The organism is Paenibacillus sp. V4I5 (assembly GCF_030817255.1).
Lineage (GTDB): Bacteria > Bacillota > Bacilli > Paenibacillales > NBRC-103111 > Paenibacillus_E.
This window is the reverse complement of record NZ_JAUSZB010000002.1, coordinates 806,815-832,625: the sequence shown is the minus strand read 5'-3', so window position 1 is coordinate 832,625 and position 25,811 is coordinate 806,815. Positions and strand designations below refer to the sequence as shown.

Annotated in this window: 30 protein-coding genes and 3 pseudogenes; 31 read left to right on the top strand and 2 right to left on the bottom strand. The window is 45.2% G+C overall.

Features of this window, described 5'->3' with window-relative positions; all coding sequences use genetic code 11:
- Positions 1-657 precede the first annotated feature (657 nt).
- From QFZ78_RS38450 to QFZ78_RS05710, 21 genes and pseudogenes are all read left to right on the top strand, one after another.
- A pseudogene (locus tag QFZ78_RS38450) lies at positions 658-840 on the top strand (peptide-methionine (S)-S-oxide reductase); the annotation flags it as partial.
- Positions 833-1,066, top strand: a complete 234-nt coding sequence (locus QFZ78_RS05800; protein ID WP_307546082.1) for a hypothetical protein — start codon at positions 833-835, stop codon at positions 1,064-1,066. The pseudogene QFZ78_RS38450 and the gene QFZ78_RS05800, both read left to right, overlap by 8 nt.
- Before the next feature lie 63 nt (positions 1,067-1,129).
- Entirely contained in the window at positions 1,130-1,216 is an 87-nt protein-coding gene (locus QFZ78_RS38445) for a hypothetical protein (protein ID WP_373461104.1), read from the top strand.
- A 215-nt stretch (positions 1,217-1,431) separates the two neighbouring features.
- A complete protein-coding gene (locus tag QFZ78_RS05795; protein WP_307546081.1) occupies positions 1,432-1,863 on the top strand; it encodes an alpha/beta fold hydrolase in 432 nt (143 codons plus the stop codon).
- The gene (locus QFZ78_RS05790) at positions 1,856-2,668 is read left to right on the top strand and encodes an SDR family NAD(P)-dependent oxidoreductase (protein WP_307546080.1); all 813 of its coding nucleotides are present in this window, start codon (positions 1,856-1,858) and stop codon (positions 2,666-2,668) included. The genes QFZ78_RS05795 and QFZ78_RS05790 overlap by 8 nt, the downstream gene beginning before the upstream one ends.
- A 162-nt stretch (positions 2,669-2,830) precedes the next feature.
- Positions 2,831-3,313, top strand: a complete 483-nt coding sequence (locus QFZ78_RS05785; RefSeq protein WP_307546079.1) for a hypothetical protein — start codon at positions 2,831-2,833, stop codon at positions 3,311-3,313.
- A 67-nt stretch (positions 3,314-3,380) separates the two neighbouring features.
- Positions 3,381-3,640, top strand: a pseudogene (locus QFZ78_RS05780) (response regulator transcription factor); the annotation flags it as partial.
- A gap of 89 nt (positions 3,641-3,729) precedes the next feature.
- Positions 3,730-4,287 (top strand): TetR/AcrR family transcriptional regulator, encoded by a 558-nt coding sequence (locus QFZ78_RS05775; RefSeq protein ID WP_307546078.1) that lies wholly within the window; start codon positions 3,730-3,732, stop codon positions 4,285-4,287.
- A 74-nt stretch (positions 4,288-4,361) separates the two neighbouring features.
- A complete protein-coding gene (locus tag QFZ78_RS05770; RefSeq protein WP_307546077.1) occupies positions 4,362-5,540 on the top strand; it encodes an MFS transporter in 1,179 nt (392 codons plus the stop codon).
- A 57-nt stretch (positions 5,541-5,597) separates the two neighbouring features.
- Positions 5,598-6,167, top strand: a complete 570-nt coding sequence (locus QFZ78_RS05765) for a TetR/AcrR family transcriptional regulator (protein WP_307546076.1) — start codon at positions 5,598-5,600, stop codon at positions 6,165-6,167.
- A gap of 101 nt (positions 6,168-6,268) precedes the next feature.
- Positions 6,269-6,592, top strand: a complete 324-nt coding sequence (locus QFZ78_RS05760) for an NIPSNAP family protein (protein ID WP_307546075.1) — start codon at positions 6,269-6,271, stop codon at positions 6,590-6,592.
- Positions 6,593-6,662: 70 nt separating this feature from the next.
- Positions 6,663-7,202, top strand: a complete 540-nt coding sequence (locus QFZ78_RS05755; RefSeq protein ID WP_307546074.1) for an NAD(P)H-dependent oxidoreductase — start codon at positions 6,663-6,665, stop codon at positions 7,200-7,202.
- Positions 7,202-7,834 carry a DsbA family oxidoreductase gene (locus QFZ78_RS05750; RefSeq protein ID WP_307546073.1) on the top strand — a complete coding sequence of 211 codons (633 nt, stop codon included), beginning with the start codon at positions 7,202-7,204 and terminating at the stop codon, positions 7,832-7,834. Before QFZ78_RS05755 ends, QFZ78_RS05750 begins: the two co-directional genes overlap by 1 nt.
- A 78-nt stretch (positions 7,835-7,912) precedes the next feature.
- Positions 7,913-8,572, top strand: a complete 660-nt coding sequence (gene wrbA / locus QFZ78_RS05745) for an NAD(P)H:quinone oxidoreductase (RefSeq protein WP_307546072.1) — start codon at positions 7,913-7,915, stop codon at positions 8,570-8,572.
- Positions 8,573-8,632: 60 nt separating this feature from the next.
- Positions 8,633-9,370: an SDR family NAD(P)-dependent oxidoreductase gene (locus tag QFZ78_RS05740; protein WP_307546071.1), complete on the top strand. Its 738-nt coding sequence runs from the start codon at positions 8,633-8,635 to the stop codon at positions 9,368-9,370.
- Positions 9,371-9,424: 54 nt separating this feature from the next.
- The gene (locus tag QFZ78_RS05735; RefSeq protein ID WP_307546070.1) at positions 9,425-9,661 is read left to right on the top strand and encodes a tautomerase family protein; all 237 of its coding nucleotides are present in this window, start codon (positions 9,425-9,427) and stop codon (positions 9,659-9,661) included.
- 252 nt (positions 9,662-9,913) lie between these two features.
- On the top strand, positions 9,914-10,357 hold the full coding sequence (locus tag QFZ78_RS05730; protein WP_307546069.1) for a cell wall hydrolase: 444 nt from the start codon (positions 9,914-9,916) through the stop codon (positions 10,355-10,357).
- A gap of 177 nt (positions 10,358-10,534) precedes the next feature.
- Positions 10,535-10,867, top strand: coding sequence for a GNAT family N-acetyltransferase (locus QFZ78_RS05725; protein WP_307546068.1), 333 nt, complete (start codon positions 10,535-10,537; stop codon positions 10,865-10,867).
- Between the two features lie 437 nt (positions 10,868-11,304).
- A complete protein-coding gene (locus QFZ78_RS05720; protein ID WP_307546067.1) occupies positions 11,305-11,814 on the top strand; it encodes a TetR/AcrR family transcriptional regulator in 510 nt (169 codons plus the stop codon).
- Positions 11,815-11,962: 148 nt separating this feature from the next.
- A complete protein-coding gene (locus tag QFZ78_RS05715) occupies positions 11,963-12,850 on the top strand; it encodes a hypothetical protein (RefSeq protein ID WP_307546066.1) in 888 nt (295 codons plus the stop codon).
- 36 nt (positions 12,851-12,886) lie between these two features.
- On the top strand, positions 12,887-13,321 hold the full coding sequence (locus tag QFZ78_RS05710) for an ABA4-like family protein (RefSeq protein WP_307546065.1): 435 nt from the start codon (positions 12,887-12,889) through the stop codon (positions 13,319-13,321).
- 192 nt (positions 13,322-13,513) lie between these two features.
- Here QFZ78_RS05710 and QFZ78_RS05705 read toward each other — a convergent pair whose 3' ends face one another.
- Positions 13,514-13,981 (bottom strand): hypothetical protein, encoded by a 468-nt coding sequence (locus QFZ78_RS05705; protein WP_307546064.1) that lies wholly within the window; start codon positions 13,979-13,981, stop codon positions 13,514-13,516.
- A 121-nt stretch (positions 13,982-14,102) separates the two neighbouring features.
- Here QFZ78_RS05705 and QFZ78_RS05700 point away from each other — a divergent pair, with 121 nt between their 5' ends.
- From QFZ78_RS05700 to QFZ78_RS05665, 9 genes and pseudogenes are all read left to right on the top strand, one after another.
- Complete coding sequence (locus tag QFZ78_RS05700; RefSeq protein ID WP_307546063.1) at positions 14,103-14,366, top strand: hypothetical protein; 264 nt, start codon at positions 14,103-14,105, stop codon at positions 14,364-14,366.
- 529 nt (positions 14,367-14,895) lie between these two features.
- Positions 14,896-15,228 carry a hypothetical protein gene (locus QFZ78_RS05695; protein WP_307546062.1) on the top strand — a complete coding sequence of 111 codons (333 nt, stop codon included), beginning with the start codon at positions 14,896-14,898 and terminating at the stop codon, positions 15,226-15,228.
- Positions 15,164-16,549, top strand: coding sequence for a sensor histidine kinase (locus tag QFZ78_RS05690; RefSeq protein WP_307546061.1), 1,386 nt, complete (start codon positions 15,164-15,166; stop codon positions 16,547-16,549). Before QFZ78_RS05695 ends, QFZ78_RS05690 begins: the two co-directional genes overlap by 65 nt.
- 2 nt (positions 16,550-16,551) lie before the next feature.
- A complete protein-coding gene (locus tag QFZ78_RS05685) occupies positions 16,552-17,970 on the top strand; it encodes a response regulator transcription factor (RefSeq protein WP_307546060.1) in 1,419 nt (472 codons plus the stop codon).
- A gap of 375 nt (positions 17,971-18,345) precedes the next feature.
- Positions 18,346-19,314: an ABC transporter permease gene (locus QFZ78_RS05680; RefSeq protein ID WP_373460081.1), complete on the top strand. Its 969-nt coding sequence runs from the start codon at positions 18,346-18,348 to the stop codon at positions 19,312-19,314.
- Complete coding sequence (locus QFZ78_RS05675) at positions 19,308-20,168, top strand: carbohydrate ABC transporter permease (RefSeq protein WP_307546059.1); 861 nt, start codon at positions 19,308-19,310, stop codon at positions 20,166-20,168. The genes QFZ78_RS05680 and QFZ78_RS05675 overlap by 7 nt, the downstream gene beginning before the upstream one ends.
- 90 nt (positions 20,169-20,258) lie before the next feature.
- Positions 20,259-21,791, top strand: coding sequence for a type 2 periplasmic-binding domain-containing protein (locus QFZ78_RS05670; protein WP_307546058.1), 1,533 nt, complete (start codon positions 20,259-20,261; stop codon positions 21,789-21,791).
- A gap of 222 nt (positions 21,792-22,013) precedes the next feature.
- Positions 22,014-22,295, top strand: a pseudogene (locus QFZ78_RS38440) (VOC family protein); the annotation flags it as partial.
- A 130-nt stretch (positions 22,296-22,425) separates the two neighbouring features.
- Positions 22,426-22,728, top strand: a complete 303-nt coding sequence (locus tag QFZ78_RS05665; RefSeq protein WP_307546057.1) for a hypothetical protein — start codon at positions 22,426-22,428, stop codon at positions 22,726-22,728.
- Positions 22,729-22,755: 27 nt separating this feature from the next.
- Here QFZ78_RS05665 and QFZ78_RS05660 read toward each other — a convergent pair whose 3' ends face one another.
- Entirely contained in the window at positions 22,756-23,850 is a 1,095-nt protein-coding gene (locus tag QFZ78_RS05660; RefSeq protein ID WP_307546056.1) for a hypothetical protein, read from the bottom strand.
- 522 nt (positions 23,851-24,372) lie between these two features.
- On the opposite strand from QFZ78_RS05660, the gene QFZ78_RS05655 reads away from it, so the two are divergent.
- Entirely contained in the window at positions 24,373-25,725 is a 1,353-nt protein-coding gene (locus QFZ78_RS05655) for an ABC transporter substrate-binding protein (RefSeq protein ID WP_307546055.1), read from the top strand.
- Positions 25,726-25,811: the final 86 nt, after the last annotated feature.

The window sequence follows — 25,811 nt, the reverse complement described above, 5'->3', positions numbered from 1 at the left end:
CTTTAAAAGGCGTGTATATTATTTTAACTATCCAAAAGTTTAGTTTGTAAATAAAATACCATCATCCCATTTAAATTCACCATCGTTATGTCGCCAATATATACACGAAGATTCATAGTTTAGATGGGGTGGGCTACCCGCCCTTAGAGTATCGCCGATAATTTGTTTTGAAAAATAAAGTAAAAACAGTAACGACAAACTTCAATGAGCATGACTTTTGGCATAGAGCGTGAGATTTATCATGCTTTGGCGACCAAATGTTCTGCCTTTTTCTTTGTGAATACATGACTTTCCACAGATTTGCTTCCGTTCTTTTCTTGTTAAAATGCAAGTGTAAGAAAATAAAGAAGGATAAGTGAAAAACTAACGCGTTCATTCCGAGCGCCTAAAAAAAGGAGAGTGGATTTGATGCTTGTGAAAAAATCTAACTTGACGGTGCGATTAATCATTGTGTTTCTTCTCATTATTCTAACGGCTGGATCTTTTTTTGAAATTAATTGTTTTTTGAACAACTAATCCAGGGGAGGTACGATCCCCAATAGTACCACTTAGGTGAAGAAGAAAATGAATTTTAAAAAAAGTAAATTATTTATGTTTACCATTGCCCTATTAGTCTTTATTGGTTATTCCTTTTACAGTTCATTTCAGAAAAAGGAAATAGCGAATGCTCAAGAGGTTTTAACTACAGTTAATGAAGATTCGAGCACGCCTTACGAAACCGCTATTTTTGCGGGTGGTTGTTTCTGGCATATGGAAGAGTCTTTCGAAAAGCTTGACGGTGTCTTGCGTGTTAAAAGTGGTTATACGGGAGGACATAAGGAAAATCCCACCTATGCAGAAGAAAGCTGAAGTGGAACATCAGGATTATTACAAAAAAACCCCAATCAGCTACAAGATAAGTGAGCTCGGATCTGGTCGCTATATATTTTTGGATAAAACTTGGGGCAACGATAGGGAAGTGATAATTCCTGCAAAGATAGGTTCTAATAAAGATTTTAATAAGAAGGAAAATGTAGAGGAGTTAAGAACTCTTGGCAACTTATCAACTAGTAAGTTAGTATTTTGAATATGAAAAACAGAAATACACAAATTCTTGACCTATCGCTGGATCTGTTTCGCGAAAAAGGATATGTTGCAATTTAGTTATGACGATATATCTAAGCACTTAGGCGTTACAAAGGCAAGCATTCATTACCACTTCGAAAAAAGAAGCTAAATTTTTTTGAGACATAATTTATCTATTAGTAAGTAAAGTTGTTATATTGCCATTACGGCTTCTGTATTTCTTGATAAATACAGGAAATCATAATCCAAGTATATCAACTAGAAGGGTGGGATAAACACAATGACACGAACTTTCAAGAGCATCGAATCGACCGCGGTCTGAACAGCATCTATGTTCGAGATTACGCGGGTACCGGACCTGCCTTTGTGCTAATGCACGGCTTTCCTGACAATTTGCATATTTACGATGATGTGGTTCCCTACCTGGTTGCAGGAGGAAGAAGAGTCGTCGTATTCGATTTCATTGGCTTTGGCGCTTCCGACAAACCAGCTGGAGCAAAATATAGCTTCGAGCAGCAATTAGGCGATCTCCATGCGGTAGTCGAAAGCTTGGGACTCGACAAAATCGTTCCGGTGGGCATGATTCATCCGGTCCCGCGGCGGTCAACTATGCGATCGAACATCCGGAGCATGTCGATTCCATTTGCCTACTCAACCGGCCTGTCATTGGTTACAATTCGATATTCCGGAACAAGTCGCTACGGTTATGTTAGGAGACGCGTAAGCAAATCCATGACTTATAATTTTTTTACACATTTTTTGGAAAAACTAAAAGGGAGAAAACAAGACGATGAGTAAAGTATGGTTGATTACAGGAAGTTCGACAGGATTTGGGCGACAATTTGTGGAGCAGCTGCTTCAAGCAGGGGACAAAGTCGTCGCGACGGCGCGTAAACTTGAAGCTATTCAGGATTTTAAAAAAATGGCACCGGATCGTGTTCACCTTGCTGCCATGGACGTTACAAACAAGGGTCAAATTGAATCCGCTGTTCAAGAAGCCGTTGACGTTTTCGGTAAAATCGATATTGTTGTGAATAATGCCGGATACGGGCTGTTCGGCATGCTGGAAGAGTATACGGATGAACAGATCCGGAAGCAGTTCGACGTCAACGTGTTCGGTGTACTGGACGTCATTCGAGCGACCCTCCCCGTCTTTAAACGTCAAGGATCGGGACATTTCGTTAATTTTTCATCGTTCTTCGGAACCTGGTCCATGCCTCCGTACAGCCTGTACGCTGCATCCAAGTTTGCCGTCGAAGGCTTCTCCGAAGCATTCGAGAAAGAGTTCGCAAGCTTCGGAATCAAGACGACGATTGTTGAGCCTGCCGTGTTCGCTACCGAGTTTCTGGGTAACTCGCTGGAGCAGACTGAGAAGAAACAAGAATATGCTCACCTGTATGAAGCATATGAGAAAGGAATATCGAACATCAAGATCGGAGACCCAGCAAAAGCAGTGGAATTGATCATTTCTGTTATAAAAAGCGATCATTCGCCGCTTCGCTTGGCCGTTGGCTCACAAGCGGCATATACGATTCGCGAAGCCTATACCAAGCGGCTTGAAGAGGTTAATACATGGTGGGAGCGTTCGGCTGAAGCGGACTAATCCGCGAAATGGAGAGATATGCTTAGATAACTTTAAAAAGGTTACTGTAAGGCGGTTATGTATACCCTAAGAAGCCGAAGCTTGACTGATTGTCCTGGTCAAGCTTCGTTTTGTTCAACTTTCGTCAGACAAACATGGAGTTGTATGATAAGGGAGTTATAGATGATGTTGAAAGTAACGGATATCGTATGGAAGAATCCTCTTTCGTTGAGATGGCTTTTCGGGCTGAAGCTCATATTTGATTTAGTCCTGACTGGGATGTTTTATTTTGAAAACTCGATTGCGATCTTTTGGAGACTAAGTTTTATTATATTTTCCTTGATGGTTTTCCTTTTCGTTTATCTATTTTACTCCAGCATGAAAAAGCATTGGCTATTACACCTCCTGATCATCGATTTCTTGGTATCCGCTTCTTATGGCTATGTTTATATCGGCGGCAAATTCCCCAATCATCTATTTATTGGAATTACGGCTTTAGCCATTTTCATGTTTGTAAAGAATACCCGAGTGCTCATCATCTCTGGTATATTATTACTATTACTCTATATCGTTACGATGGGCAGCATTGATTGGTATTTGTATCAACGGTTGATGAAACAAGCTATTTTATTTCCTCTTCGTTCATTGTATTCGCATGTATTGTGAGCTCTTTGATTAATTTCCATCAAAGGGCACGTATGGATACAATGCAACTGTATGCACAAGCGTTCATGGATACTTATTGAAGGATATGCCATCGGAGGCGATCATCAGTGCGATTCAGTCGGTGTACAGTGGAGGGACGGTGCTTTGACTGAACGAGAGAAAGATGTACTCGCATTATTGGGTCAAGGGCTCAATAATAAAGAAATAGCAGGCTTGCTGTATCTTACGGAAGGTACCGTGAAAAATCACGTTTCCAATCTGATAGCGAAGCTGGGGCTACGCGACAGGACACAAGCAGCCGTATTTTCCGTACATCATCTTTTATAGCGATATTATAATGGAATCATTAACTCGCGGGGGGAGAATTCTGCTCCATTAGGCTTGACACTTATCTACTAGTAAGTTATATTACAGCTATGGAAAATCGAAAAACACAAATATTAAACCTAGCGCTAAAACTTATTCGAGAAAAAGGTTATGTTGCCATAAGTTATGATGATCTGTCTAAGCAATTGGGCGTAACCAAGGCAAGCATTCATTATCATTTTGAAAAAAAGGAGGATTTAGGTGTTGCCGTTATCGAGCGGATACAACAAAATTTAGAGAATTACTTACTATTTATTAATAATTCTACGATGACAGTAGAAGAGAAGCTTATGCATTTCATTGCTAGACAAATTGAAATATGCGGGGAAGGGATATGTCCAATATCATCTCTACAATCTGATTTTGTATCCTTACCAGATATTATTAGACAAAAGGTACAGGAGGTAAGTCAGTTTGAAATAAAGGTTTTAATAAGTATTCTTACAGAAGGGTATAATGAAGATATCGTTCAAAAATCAGAAGAGGTTGAAGCACTAGCTTATACCATTCTGTCATGTATAAAAGGTGCTCTGCAATATAAACGAACATTGGGGAAGGATGTAGTATCCCAAGTTCTGAATCAGATAAACCGTCTTATTAAAAGTTAAAGGCGGTTTATCTATGAATATTACTTATCTACTAGTAAGTAAAATAATGAAAGTAAGAAGGGGAAATTACTAAAATGAAAAGAATGCTTTGGGTTGTTCTTATGATGTCCTGTGGAGCTACGTTTATTTCCTCATTATTCCCTTTGTATGGGGAGCATTATAAGCTGAGTAGTTTGGAAATCACCATTTTGTTCGCCGTATATGCCGCTATCCTGCTGCCGACCTTGCTTGTTGTGGGCGCCAGAGGGAGCGCCTGGGGGTTGAAAAGGGTTCTTCGCTTCAGTATATGGGTTTCCATCGCATCGACGTTACTCTTTATAGGGAGTTTCAACGTATGGATGCTCTATGTGGCAAGGATCTTGGAAGGCATCGCCTATGGCGCTTTTACAGGTACTGCTAGCGCTTTTTTATTAAAACAAACCTCACACGATAAAGTGGGTACAGCAATTAAGTTATCGGGAGTAATCGTAAACATCGGTTTTGGCCTTGGCCCAGCTATTTCAGGCTTAATTGTGCAATATATGCATTTTCAGCCTCTTCGTTTGCCATATTGGTTTCTGCTCGGCATGTTATTGAGTTCCTTGGTATTTCTGGAAATGTTACCGAAGCGCGAAGATTCCCAAGCACAGAAACCGGCTAAAACTAAAATTTCGCTTGGTGTTCCCGAAAATATTCGTTCCCAGTTCTTGTCTTTTATTGGACTTCCGATTTTTATTCTTTTCACGTTAGGTGGAAGTGTGTTTTCTCTTATTCCATCTTTCGTTAAGAATGTTATTCACACCACCAATCTCTCTATTTCCGGGTTGTTAATATTGGTGCTTCTAGGCGGGGGGGCCTTGATGCAGTTCTTTCCTTGGCCGCGTAATCCCGTTACACGGATGCGTATAGGAATCCTATTTCTTGCCATTGGATCGTGGATTGTTGTTATTTCTGGTCAGACAGCGAGTTTATTTTTGCTTTGGACCGGCATATTCATTCAAGCAATTGGCGCCGGATGGACGTTTCAAGTTTCTTTAAGATTTGCCAGCCAGTTGCCGAAGCCGGAAGAACGTCCGCGAGTCATTTCGGCATTTTATTTCTATGCATACTCAGGATTCATTGTTCCCCCTGTTGGCGTCGGAGTGCTGACTCAATTTTTTAGTTTAAACTTCTCGTTGATTCTTCTGAATTTGTTTGCTGCGCTAATGGTTATCTATGTGTTAATTTATTCAGTCAAATTTAATCGTTTTTATTCTAAAGGTATATCACAATAATCACCACCCTGAATGAAATGGGTTGACACACTATCTACTAAAAGGTAGAATACAAACATGAACAATAATAAGAATACAGCAGAGATTATTTTGGATACTGCCCAATCCATTGTGCAGGATGCCGGGTTTAACGGATTCAGCTATGCACACATTGCAGAAAAAGTAGGGATACGCACTGCCAGTATTCATTACCATTTCCCAAACAAGGAGGATTTAGGAGAAGCGCTGATTGCACGATATCACAGACATTTTATTTCTGCAATAGCTCAAATTGATACCGAAACACAGAACAATTTGGAAAAGCTACGAAAATTCACTTTGCTTTACGGTGGCCCTGTTCAAGATTATTGTACTTGTCTAGGCGTCATGCTTTCAACTGACCTGGCTACTTTATCAGGTAAGACACGAGAAGGGCTGGCTCAGCTTTTCACCGCTAATTTAGAATGGTTGGAAAGAGTCATGGAACAGGGGCGGCAAGAAGGGCATCTTAACTTTAAAGGTGCCGCGGATGTACAAGCCCATCAATTTCTTGCTTCGCTTCAAGGTGCGCAGTTACTTGCAAGAAGTTTTCGGGATTTAGCTAAGTTTAACATGATAGCCGAAGGATTATTATCCGCTTTAACTTAAAAAATAAAGGCGGATATTTTTTTAAAAAATACCTACCTTTTAATAGATAGATTATTGAAAAAGGAAATAGGAGTCATTTTACTGAATGAGGAGGTGAAGTGATGTTGTATGAGCTGCGTGTGTATCATATGAATCCTGGCAAGATGCAGGCAATACAAGATAGGTTCAGAGATCATGTAATTCAATTATTTATGAATCATGGCATGAAAGTGACGCATTTTTGGGAAGACGTTGATGAAACAAATAACCGTCTTTATTATGTTGTCGAGCATGCCAATATGGAATTGCGTAACCTCAACTACGATCGTTTCCGCAACGATCCTGAATGGATAGAACTAAAGCGAATTACAGAACTTGATGGACCATTAGTGGACAAACAAGAAAGTATATTTATGAAAAACGTATCATTTTTCGAGAATAAATGAAATCATGCTGGAAACCTGTCCTTAATTTAAAAAAGATTTCTAAATAAAATGATGAAATGGAGCAAATAAAATGAAAACTTTAGTAATCGTTACTCACCCGAATATCGACGCATCCAACTGGAATAAAGCATGGTTGGAAGAATTGCAGAAGCATGATGATATCACGATTCATGAATTATATAAGGCATATCCAGACGAAAATATCGATGTTTCTAGTGAGCAGCTGTTGATTGAGGCGCATGACCGGATTATTTTCCAATATCCGCTTTATTGGTACAGTACACCGCCATTACTCAAAAAGTGGTTTGATTCCGTATTGCAATACAACTGGGCCTACGGACCAGATGGCAATAAAACAGCAGGTAAAGAAATCGGTGTTGCGATCTCGACTTACGGTACGGAAGAGTCGTATCAAGCAAGCGGGTTCAATCGCTTTACACTGCAAGAAATATTACGACCGATAGAAGCGCTTGCTCGATTTATCAGTGCCTCTTATTTGCCTCACTTTGCACTAAACGATACTTCTGATGTTACAGCTGAACGATTAGCACAGAGCAGCATCGATTACATTCATCATATTAAAACTGTAAAGACATTGGTGAATAGTTAATGAATGACTTGATCATTGACGTTTATATGGATACGATGTGTCCCTGGTGTCGTATGGGAACATCTAGTTTGTTAACCGCTTTGAAACAATTGCCCAAAGATAAAAAGGCAACCGTCCGTTGGCATGCTTTTCAGATTAATACTGGTATTCGTCCTGAAGGTGAAGATTATCGGGAGGTTATGATTGGCAGATTAGGCGGGATTCCTCAATTCGAAGCAAGATTGAAGCAATATAACGAATACGGGGAAAGTTATGGCCTTAAATATAATATGGATATTGTAAAATATATGCCCAATACGACTTTATCCCATCAATTAATAGCTATCGCTCCAGAGGACAAGAAAGAGCAATTAATTGAGAATATCTATACTGCTTATTTTGAAGAGGGTATTAACATCGGAGATGTGGATGCACTTGTGCAAATAGCAAAAGCAAGCGGGGTCACTAACGATGATGCTGAGCTAAAAAAGCGGCTTATGAATGGTGATGGAATTGAGAAAGTTGAATTAGGACAACGTAATGCGCAAAAGTTGGGGATTAGAGGGGTTCCTTACTTTGTAATAAATGAGGAGATCAGTTTATCTGGACTACAATCTCCAGATGAATTTATTAAATTGTTTGAGAATAATTAAGCCACGATGACTATAATAGACTTGTTTGAGTACAATGCATGGATTTGAACAACATAAAAAAAGTTTGGAGCGATACCAATGAATATATTTCAAAAACTATTTAAAAAGGAGACTACACAAATGTCATCAAAAGTGAATTTAGCCGTCATCTATTACAGTTCTAATGGTACTAACTTTCAATTGGCTCAATGGGCAGCGGAAGGAGGTCTTCAAGCTGGGGCAGATGTAAAAATTCTAAAAGTACCGGAAACTGCGCCACAATCCGTTATTGATGGTAGTCCAACTTGGAAAGCTCATCTTGAAGCAACCAAAGATATTCCTACCGTGTCTTTGGCAGATTTGGAATGGGCTGATGCGATCATCTTTAGTATGCCTACCCGATTCGGTAATCTTCCCGCTCAAATGAAACAGTTCCTCGATACAACAGGTGGTCTTTGGTTCCAAGGCAAAACGGTGAATAAAGTCGTGAGTGCCATGACTTCCGCTCAAAATCCGAATGCTGGACAGGAACAAACAATCCTTCAACTGTACACGTCAATGTACCACTGGGGGGCGATTGTGGCAGCTCCCGGATTTACAGATCCATCGGTATTTGTTGCTGGAGGGAATCCATACGGTACAAGTGTAACAGTGGATCAAAATGGAGCGATGAAGGAAGACGTGCGCGCGGCCGCTGAACATCAAGCAAAACGTACAGTAACTGTTGCTAAATGGGTTAAAAACGGTTTAGGTCAATAATAAGATTCATTACGCTTAATTTATTCTTCATAATTAGAAATTCATAAGGAGAAATAACACATGGATATTCAGGGAAAAGTATTTGTGATAACTGGCGGAAGCAGCGGTCTTGGAAAAGCTATGGCGATTGAGATGGTGAATCGAGGAGCGAATGTAGTCATCAACGGACGCCGCGAACAAGCGTTGGCTGAAGTTGCAAAAGAAATTGATCCTACAGGAAAACAAGTACGGTTTGTTGCAGGTAATGTTGCAGATCCTAAGACCGCGCAGCGCTTAATCGACGAAAGTTTGGCTCACTATGGACGCATCGATACCCTAGTTAATAATGCAGGAATTTTCATGTCCAAACCATTTACGGAATATTCAGAAGAGGACTTTGCAGCGTATTTATCCACGAATGTCGTCGGCTTCTTCCACGTTACCCAACGTGCGGTGGCTGAGATGCTTAAACAAGGAACGGGACACATCGTTACCATAACGACGAGTCTGGTTGACCAACCGTCGGTTGCCGTTCCTTCCGTACTCGCCTCATTAACGAAGGGCGGTCTGAAATCGGCGACGAAATCATTAGCCATTGAGTATGCTTCCAAAGGAATTCGGGTGAATGCAGTCTCACCTGGGGTAATTAAAACACCAATGCACCCTGTTGAATCACACGATGCTCTAGCTAAATTGCATCCCATGGGACGCATGGGCGAGTCACATGATATCGTCGAAGCAGTCTTATATCTGGATTCAGCCAACTTCGTAACTGGTGAGATCCTTTATGTTGATGGCGGACAGAATGCTGGTCACTAAGCAAATGCAACAGCAGATACAAAACAAACCTAATTTTGAATGGGGAGAATATCCATGCCGATCGTTACGATCCAAGTGACCCGTGAGGGCACCACACCAAATCGTGAGTCTGTCACAGCGGAAGAGAAGGCGGCGCTTATTAAAGGGGTCAGCGAGCTTTTGCTCAACGTTCTGAACAAGCCGTTAGAATCTACTTTCGTAGTTATCGAAGAGGTTGATACCGAGAATTGGGGTTGGGGCGGTCAGCCTGTGTTGGAGTATCGCCAACAGCTTGCCGATAAGAAGAAGTAATCGCTGTAGGTGACAAGAAGATTATCGCATTAAATGCCGCGTAAATCGCGGTTTTTTTTGTTTATTGGGATCAAGTTGCTGTCATGGACAATTGACACGAATTTTATCACATTCCCGACATGAGAGCAGAGTGATTTGTTCAGCTCCGAGAGATGATCACTTCCGACAAGTCAGAACAAAATGCCAGAGTAACACTTCCGCTTCACCGACAATATGATGTGTCTAGATATACAATTCTAAAGAGGTGAGCCGATGGCAGTCGTAAAAGCTAGGAAACAGGATATTGATATGTTGGCAAGGTTGCTTCGAGCCGAAGCTGTGGGCGAAGGCGAAAAGGGTATGCTCCTTGTTGGAAATGTTGGCATTAACCGAATAAGAGCGAATTGCTCCGATTTTAAACAACTCCGGACAATTCCCCAAATGATCAACCAGCCGCATGCGTTCGAAGCGTTGCTTCATGGTATGTACTATCAAAAGGCAAGAGAGAGTGAACGCCGTCTGGCGCGAAGGGCTGTGAATGGGGAGCGGAATTGGCCGGCCAGATTCTCCCTTTGGTATTTTCGTCCGGGAACGGCCAAAGCTCCCCTGCCATGTCCGCCGACCTGGTATAATCAGCCGCACGTAGGACGATACAAGCTCCATTGTTTTTATGAACCGACCGCGAAAGAATGTGAAAATGTATATAATACGTTTTAATTTTATGAACGAAAAGAGCTCAGGATTCAAGCAAAGGCTGCCGATCATCGGCAGCCTTCGATGTTCACGGTCCTAAAGTTTTCTTGATTTGAGGAGCTTCATGCGTAAAACTGGCAAAATCTGCGGTGGAATCCCCATCCCACTTCATATTGTTGTTGGCAGGGCTAGTATGCCCGTTTGGGTTTCGGATTTTATTTGACTGAATTGAAAGATAGTAGCATTCCGATCGGAATTTGTGGGTTGGTAAAAAGAGATTTCTTAGAAGAAGATGTAGATGTTGGATTTGCTTTTCTACTTAGGTTCTGGGGTAAAGGATACGCCTTTGAGGCTGCTTCCGCAGTGAGGGGTTATGCACAATGTGTTTTAGGGCTAAAACGCATTGTGGCTATAACCTCTGAAGATAATCATGCGTCGGCCAAACTATTAGAAAAGCTGGGGTTGCATTTTGAAGGCATGATCCCATATGCGGGTACAGATGAAGAAGTCCGCTTATTTGCGATTAACGTCTAAAATGAACAATACAGAGCACTTTATTACGCTACTGAAGAATGTTAGTTGCGGCACCTTTTTGTCTCGTTGAAGTAACGGGCAGGAAACAAAGAATGAAAGGGAATTATTGGTATATTTTCTACCCCAAGCATCATTTGAAAGTACTAATAGTTCAATTGTTCATTTGATGTATCGGATGATGAAAGCGTCCTACGGTCTCATATAGAAATCCTTCGGTCAGATCCGCAATCCAACCTTTCTTTTTAAGCTCTTCGTATACTTCCTCAGATTTGCGCTTTCTCTCAACTCTATCTTCAGGATTGTGGATGTCTAGCACCACATTTCGTAAGTTTGGGATGCTTCTGAGTAGGACAGCCTTGTGAATGATATCCTTGACTTTTGCTCCATACTTGCATATTATTTATTTATCAATAAATAAAGAAAGAAAGGTGGTAGCTATGGTCGTCCGCGAAGATCGCAAAGAACAAATCATGGATAAAGCCGTAGGGATATTCGCGGAGTTGGGGTATTATAAGGCAACGACGGCACTAGTGGCCAAAGCAGCAGGAGTTACACAGCCCTATGTATTTCACTTTTTTAAAAATAAGGAAGAACTCTTCAACGCTGTCATCGACCGGGCAGTTAGTCGGATTTACGAAACCTTTTCCCAGGTCGAGGCTCCTGCCGATCAATTGATGCATACGATTGGGCATGCGTTCATGCAAATTATGTACGCTCATCGGGATGAAATTATTATGGTCATGCAATCACACGCTATTTCCGAGCCCGTAATTCGGGAGCATGTCAGAGAGAAATTCAAGATCATTCTTACATCCATCGTAGCTAAATTTGAAAATGCCGGGATTCCGAACGCTGAAGCGGCGGCCAGCCAATTTTTTGGCATGGGCTTCCTGATCACAGTATCGGAAGTATTGGATTTACCTGAAATGCTTTGTTTTAAAGATTAATGAACCCTAGCTCCCGCAAATGAACCAGCAGCATACACACTAAAAAGGCAGCAATGATACTGCCTTTTTATCTCCTTAATAATTTATTTATTAATAAATAAATTACGGCGCGAATGGGGAGAAAAAATCAGAAAGGAATGATCAATGGATGAGAAAGAGTATTAACCCAATATCCGAGGCAACGGAGATGAAGTTGTTCGCTGGAGAAAAACTACTTGTCATTGTCGGTCTTGTAGGCTTCGCACTTGCGGCAGGCATCGCCCTGTACATCAGCTTGTATGGATCGGTCATTTTGCCGGAAGGTGACGTGGAGCGAGCGTTTTCGTTCAATGCTGCCATTGCGATGTTCATTTTGTCGATTGCTGCGATAATACCGGTATCAGGACTAAACTCCCGTAAACGAAGAAATGTTCGATGGTTTTTCATACCGGCTACCTTGTATGCTTATGGGATCGAAACCATACAGCACTTTCGCGGCATTAATCCTCGTTTTTCACGTGAAGGATCGATCATCGATAATATAGCTGGCGCTTTATTCGGCATCGATTCGCTGTTGATCATCGTAGTGACTGCACTGTTCGCCATCCCGTTCTTTCGCCGAAGACGGACGAATGAACGACCGCTTGTTGTACTCGGTATCCGCTATGCGTTTGTTTCGACCATGATTGCTTTCGCCGCAGGCCTGTGGATGATTGTGGTGCAAGGGCGCTATACAGGCGCAGCAGGTAATTTGATCGTCCTACACGGTTTAGGATTTCACGCGCTGCAGGCATTACCGTTACTCGGGTGGCTGCTTGAGAGGGCACATTCCGATGTGCAGCGTGCGAGACGCATAATCCATATCGGCGGCATCTTTTGGTCGATTTCAATCCTACTGATTGGCCTGCAAACCGCCCTCGGACGTCCCGTTTTTGAATGGACATCACTGCCACTCCTTGCTGGAGTCGCGTTGATCGTCTGGCTGGCCACCTTTGTTACCGCGGGTCTCGAACTCTTAAGGTCGACGAAGGTGTCTGAAACACCGCATCCCCTTTAAAACTAATTTTGCTCGGAAAGAAGGAGAATCTCCATTATGTATGAAAAGTTATTTGCTCTCGCTAGCATAGCTACGCCGTTCTGGTTGCTTATGATGCTGCTTCCAACATGGAGGGTAACAAGGTTTCTGGCGAATTCGGCTATTTTTCCTATCTATCTCGCTGTACTGTACGCTGTCGGGATCATTGCGGCTATCGGAAGCTCGGGCTTTGGCTTTATGCAAGATTTCGGTTCGGTAGAAGGAGTCATCCGGCTGATGTCGGTCCGGGACTTTGCTTTGCTCGTGTGGCTGCATATTCTCTGCTTCGATCAGGCGGTCGGCCATTACGTCTATCGGGATAATATGGAACATAGGTATGTGCTGCTTCCGGTGCAGTCAATCCTCTTATTTCTTATTCTTATGTTCGGTCCATTAGGGTTCTTGTGTTATCTTGCTTTGCGGACTGTACGGAAACGGGTCAAATTTAGCTGAATCTTTATCTGAAATACGACAAACAGGCTGCCGCGGCAGCCTGTTGCTTGCTTACAAAATAATTATTTTTGTACATATGTCCTGCAGGGCGTAGTAAAGTAGAATAAAGGACTTTCCTAGCATTTCTCGAACGTTTCGAACGTTATGTGAATGACTTGGGCTTTATATTTGAGGATAGGGAAATCGCTGTGGCTACATAGTTGGATTTTTTAAGCCTAAATCTGTTAACACCCCTGCATTCTCGTTATCATCTTGATGTTCCACCTTGTACTCATAAACTAGATTATTCATATATTTCTCCATGTATTTACTGGTTTTGGATGGGGAGATATTCTTTATTAGATCCATAACAACAGGTAGAAAAAATAAGTTCTTTATATTTTGTGCTAATGGCTGTACGTACTCAGGTAAATCCTTCGAAGATAGAGCATGATAAAGGTCAACAAGCTTATTTCTGATAGATCTATCCCGTTTGGACAAATCGACCACTACTTGAAACAGTTCCTGGCTTGTAAGCGCAAAAAATAAGACGGAAGTGTAGATCCTTTCGTGATCCATCTTAATAAGTTGAGCCAGAGGTTTGTCTTTAGGGGTTAAAAAGTCCTTCCATCGATTTGCGGATAATTGAAAGTCACTGTAGTTAATAATTTTCCCTTCCATATTTTATCAGCTTATCCAGCAAAAGCAAACCATATTCAAGGGACAGAAAACGTTGAATAGAGGACTCTAATGAAGTAGCCACACTCACACAATACTTGAGTATTTGGAAGGTGAAGAACCTATGATCACGGTGCTGACCGTGATACGAAAGAAACCGGATATTACGACCGAAGATTTTCGGCATTTCATGGAGGTTGACTGCGGGCAGACCTATGTTGGGCTTCCCGAGACGAGGGAGTACATCCAGTACGATGAGTGGGACTCCTATACATCGGAGAAAAAGTGTCGTCATTGTATCAACTGGCAACGTATGCGAAATAAGGCCTTGTTACCAATGATTAGAGGTGAAAAAGCACAATATCACCCTTTTTCCTTTTTCAACTGATAATGGTATGGCATTGTACTTTGTTACGAAAGAGCCTTCAGAAGTAATTATTCTCGAGGGAATTATAGCTCGCTCCCTGAACTATCCGATGTTGTCGATCTTACAGTTCTCGTGAATGTATTACCCGAACTTCGCCGCAATAGGCATAATATTAGAGAGGGTACTGACGATGTGGAATGGCATCTTCGATGGGACTCGGCTGAGGATTACTATTTCTCAGTCCTTCGTCCACCAACATCGTTCGATTTTAATAGTGGGTAACTATTCGTACAAATTACGGAGAACAAAAGTTCAAAGTACAAAGGAGCAGTTTGCCAATTGGCAGCTGCTCCATTTTTCGTTACTCTAACTGGTTCCAAAGAAAAAGCAGATCGGAAAACCCTGAATATGGTAATATAAAAGCAAAGACATTAGAGGTGTAATATGAAGCATCAACCTCCAGATAGGGAAAGCAAATATGGTTACTCCGAGATATTATTATAGACTCACTAACAGATGTTTCCGGGCGAGGTGATCGAACAATGTCGACATGGTGGAACCGATTCGTCCCCAAGCGGCTGGGGAACCGGTTGTTTTTGGCATTCCTGCTGCTGATTTTGCTTCCTCTGCTGTCGTTCCAGATCTACCAACACAGTCGGATCGAGTCGTTGCTGCGGCGGGAGATGAACGAGAAGAGTCTGCAGCAGGCGGAGTATATGAAGAAGATGCTCCTCGACCTGCGGCTGAACGTATTCGAGATGTATGTGCAGATGGAGCGATCCCCGGCGATCCAAGAAGTGATTCGAAGCCCCGAGACGATGGACGACTTGACAAGGGCAGGGAATATCCAAGGCTGGCTCGAAGGGCGTTCGAAGGTTATTGACTACACACAGTTCGTTCGGATCGTCATCGCGGACGATCATGGGAACGTGTACAAATGGAATACGGGGGCCGAGGTGGATGCGCAGAAGTTCGTCCAGCAGGAAGGCTTTGCCCTGCTTAACGAGTCGCAGAGCACATGGGTGCATCCGAATGGCAAAACGATGTATTCCATCTTGCGAGCCTCCATCGATAATAAGCCGATTGGCTGGCTGAAGCAGGAGATTGACGTCGAAGCGCTGCTTTATGAGAAATCCCGTGGTCTGTTGGTGCAGCAATTGTATTATTTGATGGACAAGCAGGGGGAGATCGTGGCCACGACCGGAAGATTAAGCGCTCTTCCTGAGGAGACGGGTTTCGTCACCCACCGGTTGGAGCTGCCAGGCACCGAGCTGGAGTTAATCAGCAAGCTACCGCTGGATCAATATTTCGGTGACCTGGAGAGCTTAAAGCACCAAGCGCTCTTTACGATTGCGATGCTTGCGGTCGTTTTCGGCGTCATTACGTATCTCACCGCTTCTGCCATTACTCGTCCTCTCAACCTGCTTCAGCGGAGGATGTCGGAGGTCGTGTCCAAGCAGTTCAACACGCATGTTCCGGCGGCTCAATACCAAGGAGAGCTGCGGGAACTGGCCGACTCCTTCAACGGAATGGTGAAGGACCTGCAGAAGGCGGTGCAGCAGCTGAAGCTTGAAGAACGCCAGCGTGAGGCAATCCGGTTTCAGATGCTGGTGCAGCAAATGAATCCGCATTTTTTGCTCAATACGCTGAATACGATCAAATGGAATGTGACAAGCAAGAATGACATGGAGACGGCGGAAATATGCGTAGCGCTCGGACGGCTGCTTGAGGCAAGTCTGAGCGACGACGCGGATCTGATCTTCCTGAAGAACGAGCTGGAGCTGCTTCAGGCGTATGCCTATATCCAGAACTTCCGATACGATCAGCGCTTCAAGTTTACGATTGAGCATGAGGAAGAACTCGTGCATACGCTGGTTCCGAAGCTGAGCTTGCAGCCGCTCGCTGAGAATTGTATCGTGCACGGCTTGCAATTTATGAAGACCGGCGGCGAGATCACGATCCGAATCTACCGGGACTGCGCTACGCTGGTCATGGATGTTGAAGACAACGGCATCGGGCTGGAGGCCTCCGGCAAGCTGCCTCGCCTGTCCAAGCGCAAAGGGATCGGTGTGGCGAATCTCCGGGAGCGGCTGCAGCTGCTTTATCGCGGATCGGCTTCTCTGGAGACGATCCCGCTGGAACAAGGGACCCGTGTCCGCATTCGTATGCCGTTCCTGTATTCGAAGCCGTATTCGGAGGGGTGAAGATGATGTGGAAGGTACTGATGGTGGAGGATGAACCGTTCGTTCGCAGAACTTTGATCAATCAGATCCGTTGGCGGGAGTTCGGGTTTGAGCTGGTGGGGGAGGCGGAGGACGGTAACGAGGCGATGGCTTTCATCCAGAGCAAGCAGCCGGATCTTGTTATCTCGGACATCGTCATGCCCGGCATGGATGGTCTGGAGCTCCTTCGGCAGGCGAAGTTGGTATCCGATGCGAAGTTCGTCATGCTCACGTGCGTGAACGAGTTCGAATATGCGCGGCAGGCGCTGGAATTCGGCGCTTCCGGGTATTTGTTGAAGCTGTCCGCCGATGAGCAGGCGCTGGGACAGATGCTGGAGAAGATCGAACGCGAGCTCCGGCAGGAATCGGAACGCAAGCGGCGGCATCTGCATGTGCAGCTGAACTCCTACACAGAGAAGCTGTGGTCGTATATCGAAGATTTGGTCGAAGAACGCATGCTAGCGCCGCCTGTCGTTCCTGGTGAGCTTCCACAGTTCGCGGCGGTCCTGTCTGTGCTCGGCGATCAGGTGGAGACCCCGGAGGCGTTCGTATCGGCAGACGTCGATTGGCTGAAGATTTCGTCGTGCGGACATACGAGCTTGATCGGCTGGTCGGACGATGCGGACGCTCTGTCTCCGGTCGGGCTCGATCCCCGGTACCGGCAGCCGGTGTTCCCGGCGGAGGGGCTGCACGAAGCGTGGCTGCATAGCCTGTACGCGCTGAATGCGGAATGGTACGGCAGGACGGATGAACGAGCGGATCACACCGAAGGAGAGGCTCGCTATCCGTGGCGAATGGAAAGCGAGTTGAATCGCGCACTTGAGCTGACGGAATGGGATCGGGGACGCGCCCTGCTTAAAGAGCTATGGCGACAATTGGAGGTGAACGACGTTCTGTTCGTCCATGTCGTCCAAGCCGCGGAACGCCTGGACCGCAAGTTCGCACGCATGCTGGGCCGGCCGGCGTTGATGGAATCGCACTCGATTCTGAGTATTCCCCGCCACGGGGAGCTGCTTGTTCGGCTGCATCACAAGCTGGACAACGACATCCATACGGCGGTGCTGCGGCAGGAAGCTGTGACGGACCGGGACGACATCAACACGATCATCGCATACATTCACCGGAATCTCCGCGAGAACATTACGCTGAAGTCGATGGCTAAGCTGGTCAATATCGATGAGAATTATTTGAGTGCGCTATTTCCTAAGAAGACGGGCGAAACGCTCATCAACTATGTGCAAAAGAGCCGTGTGGAGAAGGCGAAGAAGCTTCTGCTGGAGACGGACCTGAGCCTGACGGATATTTATGAGCAGGTCGGCTTTGTTAACGAGAACTATTTCTTTCGCATCTTCAAGCGGTGGACCGGCGAGACGCCGGGTAAGTTCCGCAAGCGGGACAAGTAGTAGTCGAAAGTTCGGGTTAAACGTACTGTAACTGCGCCGGGTGAAATTGGCCGATGATTGACTTCAGGATCTTACCTATCTTACTCGGGTGCAGGGAGCGTGCTTCCTGCACTTTTACATTGTCTTGCCAGGAAAATATAAGTCGCACTTTTCTGTGGATAAGTACATCCGCTAACATGGCGGGAATATAGCGGATGGCGATGATGTGGCCAACCACACCATATCGATTAGGATATTTCTCCTTATGCAGAAACTCAAAATCGTTCAGTTTTTTTGCGAAACCTCTTCATTATCCGACAGCCTTAGTCTTGGTATAGTGGAAACAAGAAGGCTGAAACATCCTAGCGAGTGAACTGGAAGAGGAAGGTGATCGGAATGAGAGAACAGAAAGCTGCAGCTTCGGGGGGACTTGCGGCAAACAGGTGCCGGACGGGGGCTTCCAGCTTATGGAAAGACATTTGGTCGATGAAAATGCTGTACATCATGATGCTGCCTGGACTTGCCTTCTACGCCGTGTATAAATATTATCCGATGTACGGCATTTTGATCGCGTTCAAAGATTACAACTTCGGGGCAGGGCTCCTGGGAAGCTCTTGGGCGGATCCATGGTACAAATATTTTCAGCAGTTTGTCGAATCCCCCTACTTTACCCAGTTGATGACCAACACCTTCGTCATCAGCTTGTACAAGATCGTTTTCGGCACGATTCCGCCGATCATCATGGCGCTTTTGCTGTACGAATGCCGCTTCAAGCGGTTCAAGAGCTTCATTCAGACGTTAAGCTACATGCCGCATTTTCTATCCTGGGTCATTATATATGGGATTGCGCTGGCATTCTTCTCCGAAACATCCGGTATCGTAAACAAGTGGATCAAGGAAGCCGGGATGAACTCGATCCCCTTCCTGACTTCGACGGAATGGTTCCGTGCGGTACTGATCGGCAGCGATATCTGGAAAGATATCGGCTGGGGAGCGATCATCTATCTGGCAGCTATGTCATCGATTGATGCAACGTTGTTCGAGGCCGCCAAGGTAGACGGCGCAGGCCGGTTCCGGGTCATCTGGCATATCACCTTGCCGGGCATTCGCAGCGTCATTATCCTGCTGCTCATTCTGAAGCTGGGCCATATTCTTGATGCAGGCTTCGAGCAGATCTACATCATGTACAGTGTGAAGGTGTATCCGGTCGCCGATATTATTGATACGTGGGTATTCCGGACCGGTCTGGAGCAGATGAATTTCAGTCTCGCATCGGCAGTCGGTCTGTTCAAATCGCTGATCGGACTCGTGCTGGTGATCGGCTCCAACCAACTTGCCAAGAAGTGGGGAGAGAACATATGGTAAGAAGCCGTCAGGACGTCATCTTCGAGATGGTCATCATTACCCTGCTGGCGATTGTGGGCGCCGCCGCAGTGTTCCCTCTGCTGTTCGTGCTCAGCATGTCACTGACGCCATACGAAGTTGTGATTAAGAACGGGGGCTTCGTGCTGCTGCCGAAGGAGATTACGTTATTCGCTTACGATTATTTGTTCAGCAAGCCTGCGATGCCGAAGGCGTTCATGGTTAACGTTATGATTACCGTCCTTGGCACGCTGGTCAATATGATTCTGACCGTACTTCTCGCGTATCCGCTCAGCAGGCGGAACCTGCGGGGACGAAGCTTATTCCTGTTCCTGATCGTATTTACGATGATGTTCAATGGAGGCTTGATCCCGACCTACTTCGCGGTTCAGTCGACCGGCCTTCTCGATACGATCTGGGCGATGATTCTCCCTTCTGCGGTCTGGACGTTTAATCTGCTCATCATCAAGACGTTCATGGAGGGGCTGCCTCAGGAGTTGTTTGAATCTGCAAGGATTGACGGTGCCGGTGAATGGCGGGTCTTACTGCAGATTGCCGTGCCGCTGTCGATTCCGGCCATGCTTACCGTTGGCTTGTTCTATGTGGTTGGGCATTGGAACGAGTTCTTTCAAGCTATCATGTATGTTCAGGACCGGGACCTTCAGCCGCTGCAGGTCATCGTCCGGGAAATTCTGCAGGCTACGCAGAACGAGAATATCAATGCGGAAGAGACGCTTCCGACACCGACGCTGCAGATGGCAGCGGTCGTTATGGCTAGTGCCCCTGTCATCGTGGTCTACCCGCTCATCCAGAAACACTTCACGAAGGGTATGCTGATTGGTGCGATTAAAGGTTGATCTGACGCAGGCTTGTCCAGTTCTTTGCTCCAGCCTGCTGATTTCAACATATAGGCATTCTACTATTTATTCGAAAAGAGGGATCTGTACATGCAGAAGAAAAAGTGGATGCAAACTGCTCTTACCGTATCGTTCGTCAGCGCCATCGTGCTGGCCGGCTGCGGCGGAGGCGGAGAAAAGGGAAATACGGCCTCACCGGCCGCAGGAGACTCGTCCTCCCCGCAGGCAGCGAAGTCGTCTGCCAAGTTTACGATCGAAATGCTGAAAGAAGGCGGTTCCTCGTCTATCCCGGCCGACAACTTTGTCAAGAAGCAGATCGACAGCAAGCTGAACGTTGATTTCAAGCTGAATCTGATCGCGAACGGGCCGGACATGGATAATAAGCTGAACGTGCTGGCAGCGTCGAACAATCTGCCTGATCTGATGGAGATTAAAAACAAAGCACTGTACCAGCAGCTCGCGAAGAACGGCCTGCTTCTGGACCTGGACAGCTACATGGGACAGCTGAGCGGCGTGAAGAAGCTAATCGGGGACGACGGCTTTACCAAGGCGAAGGTGAACGGAAAGACGTACGGTTTCTCCAGAACGCCGAGTTTTGTTCCTTATTCGTACTGGATACGCAAGGACTGGCTCGACAAGCTCGGGATGAAGATGCCAACGACGATGGATGAGCTGTACGAGACTGCGAAAGCGTTTGCAGAGAAAGATCCGGACGGAAACGGCAAGAAAGATACGTTCGGCCTGGTCGGCGATTTTGCCACTGTCATGTCGCCGTTGTACGGCTATTACGGTGTCGGCCTGCCGGGGGCTTTCTACAACAAAGGCGACAAGATGATTAACAGTTTGTATGACCCGGACATGAAAAAAGCGCTGGAGACGATTAGCAAGTTCGTCTCGACGCCGGGCGTGTTCGAGCCGGAATTTTCGAGCGCGAAAGTGACAACTGCACAAGACAAGGCATTCAAGGGTCAGGCCGGTATCTTCTTCGATCAATGGGCCAGCATTATGAAGGATGATCAGGTGAAAACCTGGAAGACGGCGAATCAGAATGCGGACTGGGTCGTACTTCCACCGCTGCAAGGCGCTCAGGCAGTTCGCACTGCCAATATCGGGCCGAACGGTTACATCGCGATCCCGAAGAGCCTGGAGAAGGACAAAGACAAGTTGAACCGGATCTTCGAGCTGCTGAACTATGTATCCGAAGGCGAAGGATTGAACCTGGTGCAATATGGGGTGCAGGACGTGCATTACAAGCTCGATGGCGGCAAAGTCAAGCTGACCGAGAAGGCTAGCGAAGCCAACTACACGTGGCTGTATCAGATTACGGGGCGTCCGGAGATGGAGTATTTGTCGACGAAGTTTCCGAATCAGGCGAGATACATCCAGGAGACAGCGAAGTTCCCGGAGATCAAGAACTACGGCCCGAACGTCGATACGCCGGATGGTTACAACGCGGCAGACGTTAATCGTTATGTGCAGGAGGAGTTGTTGAAGTTCTATGTTGGTAAAATGCCAACCGCCGACTACGACAAGTTCCTGAACACACTGGAGACGAAGTTCAACTACAAGAAGCTTCTGGAGCAAGGCGATAAGCAATTGAAGGAGCTTGGTTACGCGAAGTAACCAGTTCAAGGGAACCCTTCCATCGCAAGCTGATGGGAGGGTTTCTTTCGTCATTGGGGTTATTGGTATTTGTGGTTGCTCTTCGAATAAATCTTTAGGATTTATGTAAAAACAATTGGAGGTATTGCTATGGAAGAAATGAAAATAAAAGGACTCACCATGGTATTACTTGTCAGTAATTTAGAAGATTCAATTGAATAGTATAAGAAACTTGGATTCAAGTATGAACTAATTAGTGGATCTGATGTACAACATGTCCATATGAGTAGAGACGCGGTTACTTTCATTTTACATCCTGCGAAGAATAAAAGTGATGTTAAGCCCTTTTCCTCGGTCGAGGGTGGATTATATTTTGACGCTTTTTGTTATATAGATGTAAGACGAATTCTTGAGGAGTTTAAAACAAAAGGAATAGAGATTGTTAAAGGACCTGATTTAAATGACTTTTTTAGTGAATTTACGATTAAAGATCCAGATGGATATAGAATTTCATTCGGTGGATAGACTCTGACAATCAATACCTTCGTTACGCTAAAGAGGAACGATAGTGGAGGAGCTTGTCGCGATGTAGCTCCTCTTTTTTCATTGAAGTAACAGGCAGATTAACGTGATTGAATTATTGGAGGAATATTCGATGTCTCCCCTCACGAAGCATTATGGAGCAATGTGGATTGTATTTGTTATCTTGGTATTCGTCGGAGCATTGGGATTAGAAATTATGGAAGGGCTGAAAATCACGACTACGGAATATTACAGACTTACAAATTTAGGAAACACGTATTTAGTTATAATTCTCTTTTTGATCTGCTTTCCATCTTCAGTGCTGTACTTTGTGGCGGTACTTCCTTTATCTGTCCTCTGTGGTGAAGCTTATTTCGTTGCGGCTAGCCTTACGGGTGCAGGTGGTCTTAGTCTGTATTCTCACGAAAGAACTTGAAGAGTTATGTCAGGCATTTGAAATGCGCTACTCAGACACGATGCCTGAGTTGGCGAATAGGATTTCCTCGGTGGTCTCCCAAAGTTTCGGTAGGAACTGCATGACGTCCTCTGCACGGCGGATGAAGGAGTCAGTGGAGGTGATGCCGAGGTCGGCGATGATAGCCTCAAAGTCTGGAGCGAAAAAACGTTGCAGGTCCGGCGGGGCGTCTGCAACCAAAATCTTGTGGCAGCGGGCAAAAGTTGCGACGATCCAGAAGACCGCTTCACGGTGGTAGCCGGCCCGGATGAGATCACGGCTTCCGTCGATTGCAATTGGCCGTGTTGTGGCGGTGATGTCGGTGCTAAAGAAGAAAGGTGTTTTGGCAGCGGTTGCAGCGGCGTCGTATACTAGGGCGAGCTTGTCGAGATGATGTTCGATGCGCTTGGGGGTCAGATGAGCGCAGCCTAACAGCTTCAGCAGATCTGGATAGAGGTCAGCGTGGCCGTATTCCGTAAGCACGTCGCGTACGGCGAGGTAGCGAAGCCTCACAGTAGGGTTGCGAAGTGCGGCCACAAGGAGGACGTGCGTTGTTACGCCGGTCGGGAATAACCACGCCGTCACCATGTCGTGAAACGGTGCAGAAGTATCTATGGCCTGCAGTGCGTTTTCGATCTTCTGCCGAGCGTTCTCACATCGGCGACGCACCCACACCCGCTCAGCAAAGTGGTGAGATACCTGTGTTTGCAATCTGCGCAGATGTCCGGTGGGGTCAGCAATGATCGAATGCGCACGGAAACTGCCTGCAAGGTGATAGGACGTCAGAACCTCATCGACCGAGGAAAGTTCGTTCCAAGACAAATACGTGGCCTCCACAAGGATGCCATCGTAGACGAACTTCCCAAGTTTGAGTGGGGGCTCAGCATGTGTGGTAACGATCACGACATCGATATCGGAGGTCGCCGATAACTCAGCGTCATCAGGCAGCCCTACCGTCGAGCCGCTGAAATAAGCCCCATGAAAACAAGCTTCTAGGCTGGCGTGGTGCATGACCCATTTAGCCGCTGCAGTTCGCGCAGACCCGACTTTCACGGAAGCTTGTTGAAGCTTATGACTTAACTTTATTTCATTATGTTTCGCCAAGTGAATTCCCCCAACGACTAATTTTTTGAACGTCTTCATACAAGTTAATTTTAAAATGAGGATTGAGCAACTCCTATGAATATTAATGCTGCAGTAACTTTAGAAGAAAAACAATATTTAAGATATTTAAGAAGTCATTAGCTCATCTATTTAATAATAAGAGTTTAGCATCAGAATTTAGAATATGTGATAGAGCACCTTTGTATGATGTTTAAGGGTCAAAGTTTCATTGTAAATTGAGTATAGATCAATTTCATTTTCTTAAGGTTAACTTTTTTGACATCGTTTTCACAGATATTGTCGAATAGTAACGACCAAAATTCCACATTATTCATCAAAATACGACGAAAATAGGATAAGGGAAATAATATATTCTAGATCAAAAAAATCCATCTACTATTCGCGAAAGTTCATTGAAAACGCTACCATCGTAATTTAAAATATGTTTAACTCATAGCAGTCCAATTTATTCCAGTGGTGAGATATCTAATTATGTGAGAGGAGTCGATTGGAAGAATGGTAATGAAAAAAACGTGGGGGTTAACAACCAGCTCCGTCCTGACGCTAACGATGATTCTTACTGCTTGCAGCTCTTCTGCACCGGCAGGCGGCAAGACAGCAGATGCAACGAAGGGACCAACGCCTAAGGCTGGAAATGGTGAGGTTATCAAATTAAAGTGGAGTACTTGGGGTAATCCGGGAGAGTTAAAGCGCTTTTACGAACTGACAGATCAGTATAACAAAGATCATCCGAATGTGAAATGGGAGCTGGTAGCCGTACCGAACGATGGCTACGAAGAGAAGATCATTACTCAACTGCAGGGTGGTACTGCGCCAGACGCATTTTATGCTGGAGATCAAACTGTCGTTAAACTCATTAGTAACGGTTCAATCGAAGAATTGACACCATTGATGAAAGTTGGCAATGGCCCAATCAAAGCCGAGGATTTTGCTGAAGGATTATGGGGCGGTTCGAAGAAAGGCGATAAAATATATGGAATCACAGTTGACTGTAATCCGTTAGTTATGTATTACAACAAGACAGTATTGGCCGAAGCCGGTATCACCGACGATCCACAGAAATTGTACGAATCAGGGGAGTGGAATTGGAAGAAGCTACAAGAGTTAACGGAAAAGCTAAAGTCTAAAAATAAATATGGTCTTGTACTTGAAGATTGGTCATCCCCGGTCTATTCATGGGTAACGTTAAACGGAGGTAAAGCTTACGATAAGCCTCAGGATGGCAAATTCATTGGAGATCAGGACCCGAAAACGGTAGAAGCATTCCAATATCTTGCGGAAAACACAAAGAACAAAAACTTCGTATTCTCAGGTTCACTTCCGAAAGGACAAGGCCCAGATGCTATGTTCATGTCGAACCAAGTCGGATTTGGAATTGCTGGTCGTTGGTGGGTTCCGCAGTTTAATGCAAACACTTCTTTAAAATACGACATTGTCCCACTGCCAACTAACACTGGCAAAAAAATGGAACCAGCTGGCATTCCAACAGCGTACATGGTTATGAATAAAAAGACAGCTCATGCTAAAGAGACTTATGAGTTCCTATCTTACTTTGTTTCCAAGGATGGTCAAAACTTCCGTCTTAAAGGGGGAAATGCCGTTCCTTCGATTAGCGGTGTAGATGATCTCGTATTGGATAAGAATGCACAGCCGGCACATGCTCAATATTTCCTCGATGCTCGTGAGATTGGTTATGCCCTATGGCCTTCCGAATCAGGTGTTCCTGGAGCTTCTGATATCGTGAAAGATAACTACGACCTCTTGCTGTTAGGCAAACAGGATGCTCAGACGACATTAAAGAAAATAAGCGAAGGTGTTAATAAGAAGATCGAGGAAGTAAAAGCGAAAAAATAGGATGCATGTACGGTAATGTGTGACATGAAGGAGGGAAGGATGTTTGTATTCCGTCCCCCCTTTTTATTTTTTTTGAAACCATTTAT

What these genes read in the sequence shown, in the direction of transcription:
- QFZ78_RS05800 (WP_307546082.1), top strand. Translation starts at nt 833, where the DNA reads ATGCAGAAGAAAGCTGAAGTGGAACATCAGGATTATTACAAAAAAACC.
- QFZ78_RS38445 (WP_373461104.1), top strand. Translation starts at nt 1,130, where the DNA reads ATGTTGCAATTTAGTTATGACGATATATCTAAGCACTTAGGCGTTACA.
- QFZ78_RS05790 (WP_307546080.1), top strand. Translation starts at nt 1,856, where the DNA reads ATGAGTAAAGTATGGTTGATTACAGGAAGTTCGACAGGATTTGGGCGA.
- QFZ78_RS05785 (WP_307546079.1), top strand. Translation starts at nt 2,831, where the DNA reads ATGATGTTGAAAGTAACGGATATCGTATGGAAGAATCCTCTTTCGTTG.
- QFZ78_RS05775 (WP_307546078.1), top strand. Translation starts at nt 3,730, where the DNA reads ATGGAAAATCGAAAAACACAAATATTAAACCTAGCGCTAAAACTTATT.
- QFZ78_RS05770 (WP_307546077.1), top strand. Translation starts at nt 4,362, where the DNA reads ATGAAAAGAATGCTTTGGGTTGTTCTTATGATGTCCTGTGGAGCTACG.
- QFZ78_RS05765 (WP_307546076.1), top strand. Translation starts at nt 5,598, where the DNA reads ATGAACAATAATAAGAATACAGCAGAGATTATTTTGGATACTGCCCAA.
- QFZ78_RS05760 (WP_307546075.1), top strand. Translation starts at nt 6,269, where the DNA reads ATGTTGTATGAGCTGCGTGTGTATCATATGAATCCTGGCAAGATGCAG.
- QFZ78_RS05755 (WP_307546074.1), top strand. Translation starts at nt 6,663, where the DNA reads ATGAAAACTTTAGTAATCGTTACTCACCCGAATATCGACGCATCCAAC.
- QFZ78_RS05750 (WP_307546073.1), top strand. Translation starts at nt 7,202, where the DNA reads ATGAATGACTTGATCATTGACGTTTATATGGATACGATGTGTCCCTGG.
- wrbA (WP_307546072.1), top strand. Translation starts at nt 7,913, where the DNA reads ATGAATATATTTCAAAAACTATTTAAAAAGGAGACTACACAAATGTCA.
- QFZ78_RS05740 (WP_307546071.1), top strand. Translation starts at nt 8,633, where the DNA reads ATGGATATTCAGGGAAAAGTATTTGTGATAACTGGCGGAAGCAGCGGT.
- QFZ78_RS05735 (WP_307546070.1), top strand. Translation starts at nt 9,425, where the DNA reads ATGCCGATCGTTACGATCCAAGTGACCCGTGAGGGCACCACACCAAAT.
- QFZ78_RS05730 (WP_307546069.1), top strand. Translation starts at nt 9,914, where the DNA reads ATGGCAGTCGTAAAAGCTAGGAAACAGGATATTGATATGTTGGCAAGG.
- QFZ78_RS05720 (WP_307546067.1), top strand. Translation starts at nt 11,305, where the DNA reads ATGGTCGTCCGCGAAGATCGCAAAGAACAAATCATGGATAAAGCCGTA.
- QFZ78_RS05715 (WP_307546066.1), top strand. Translation starts at nt 11,963, where the DNA reads ATGAGAAAGAGTATTAACCCAATATCCGAGGCAACGGAGATGAAGTTG.
- QFZ78_RS05710 (WP_307546065.1), top strand. Translation starts at nt 12,887, where the DNA reads ATGTATGAAAAGTTATTTGCTCTCGCTAGCATAGCTACGCCGTTCTGG.
- QFZ78_RS05705 (WP_307546064.1), bottom strand. Translation starts at nt 13,981, where the DNA reads ATGGAAGGGAAAATTATTAACTACAGTGACTTTCAATTATCCGCAAAT.
- QFZ78_RS05700 (WP_307546063.1), top strand. Translation starts at nt 14,103, where the DNA reads ATGATCACGGTGCTGACCGTGATACGAAAGAAACCGGATATTACGACC.
- QFZ78_RS05695 (WP_307546062.1), top strand. Translation starts at nt 14,896, where the DNA reads ATGGTGGAACCGATTCGTCCCCAAGCGGCTGGGGAACCGGTTGTTTTT.
- QFZ78_RS05690 (WP_307546061.1), top strand. Translation starts at nt 15,164, where the DNA reads ATGGACGACTTGACAAGGGCAGGGAATATCCAAGGCTGGCTCGAAGGG.
- QFZ78_RS05685 (WP_307546060.1), top strand. Translation starts at nt 16,552, where the DNA reads ATGATGTGGAAGGTACTGATGGTGGAGGATGAACCGTTCGTTCGCAGA.
- QFZ78_RS05680 (WP_373460081.1), top strand. Translation starts at nt 18,346, where the DNA reads ATGAGAGAACAGAAAGCTGCAGCTTCGGGGGGACTTGCGGCAAACAGG.
- QFZ78_RS05675 (WP_307546059.1), top strand. Translation starts at nt 19,308, where the DNA reads ATGGTAAGAAGCCGTCAGGACGTCATCTTCGAGATGGTCATCATTACC.
- QFZ78_RS05670 (WP_307546058.1), top strand. Translation starts at nt 20,259, where the DNA reads ATGCAGAAGAAAAAGTGGATGCAAACTGCTCTTACCGTATCGTTCGTC.
- QFZ78_RS05665 (WP_307546057.1), top strand. Translation starts at nt 22,426, where the DNA reads ATGTCTCCCCTCACGAAGCATTATGGAGCAATGTGGATTGTATTTGTT.
- QFZ78_RS05655 (WP_307546055.1), top strand. Translation starts at nt 24,373, where the DNA reads ATGAAAAAAACGTGGGGGTTAACAACCAGCTCCGTCCTGACGCTAACG.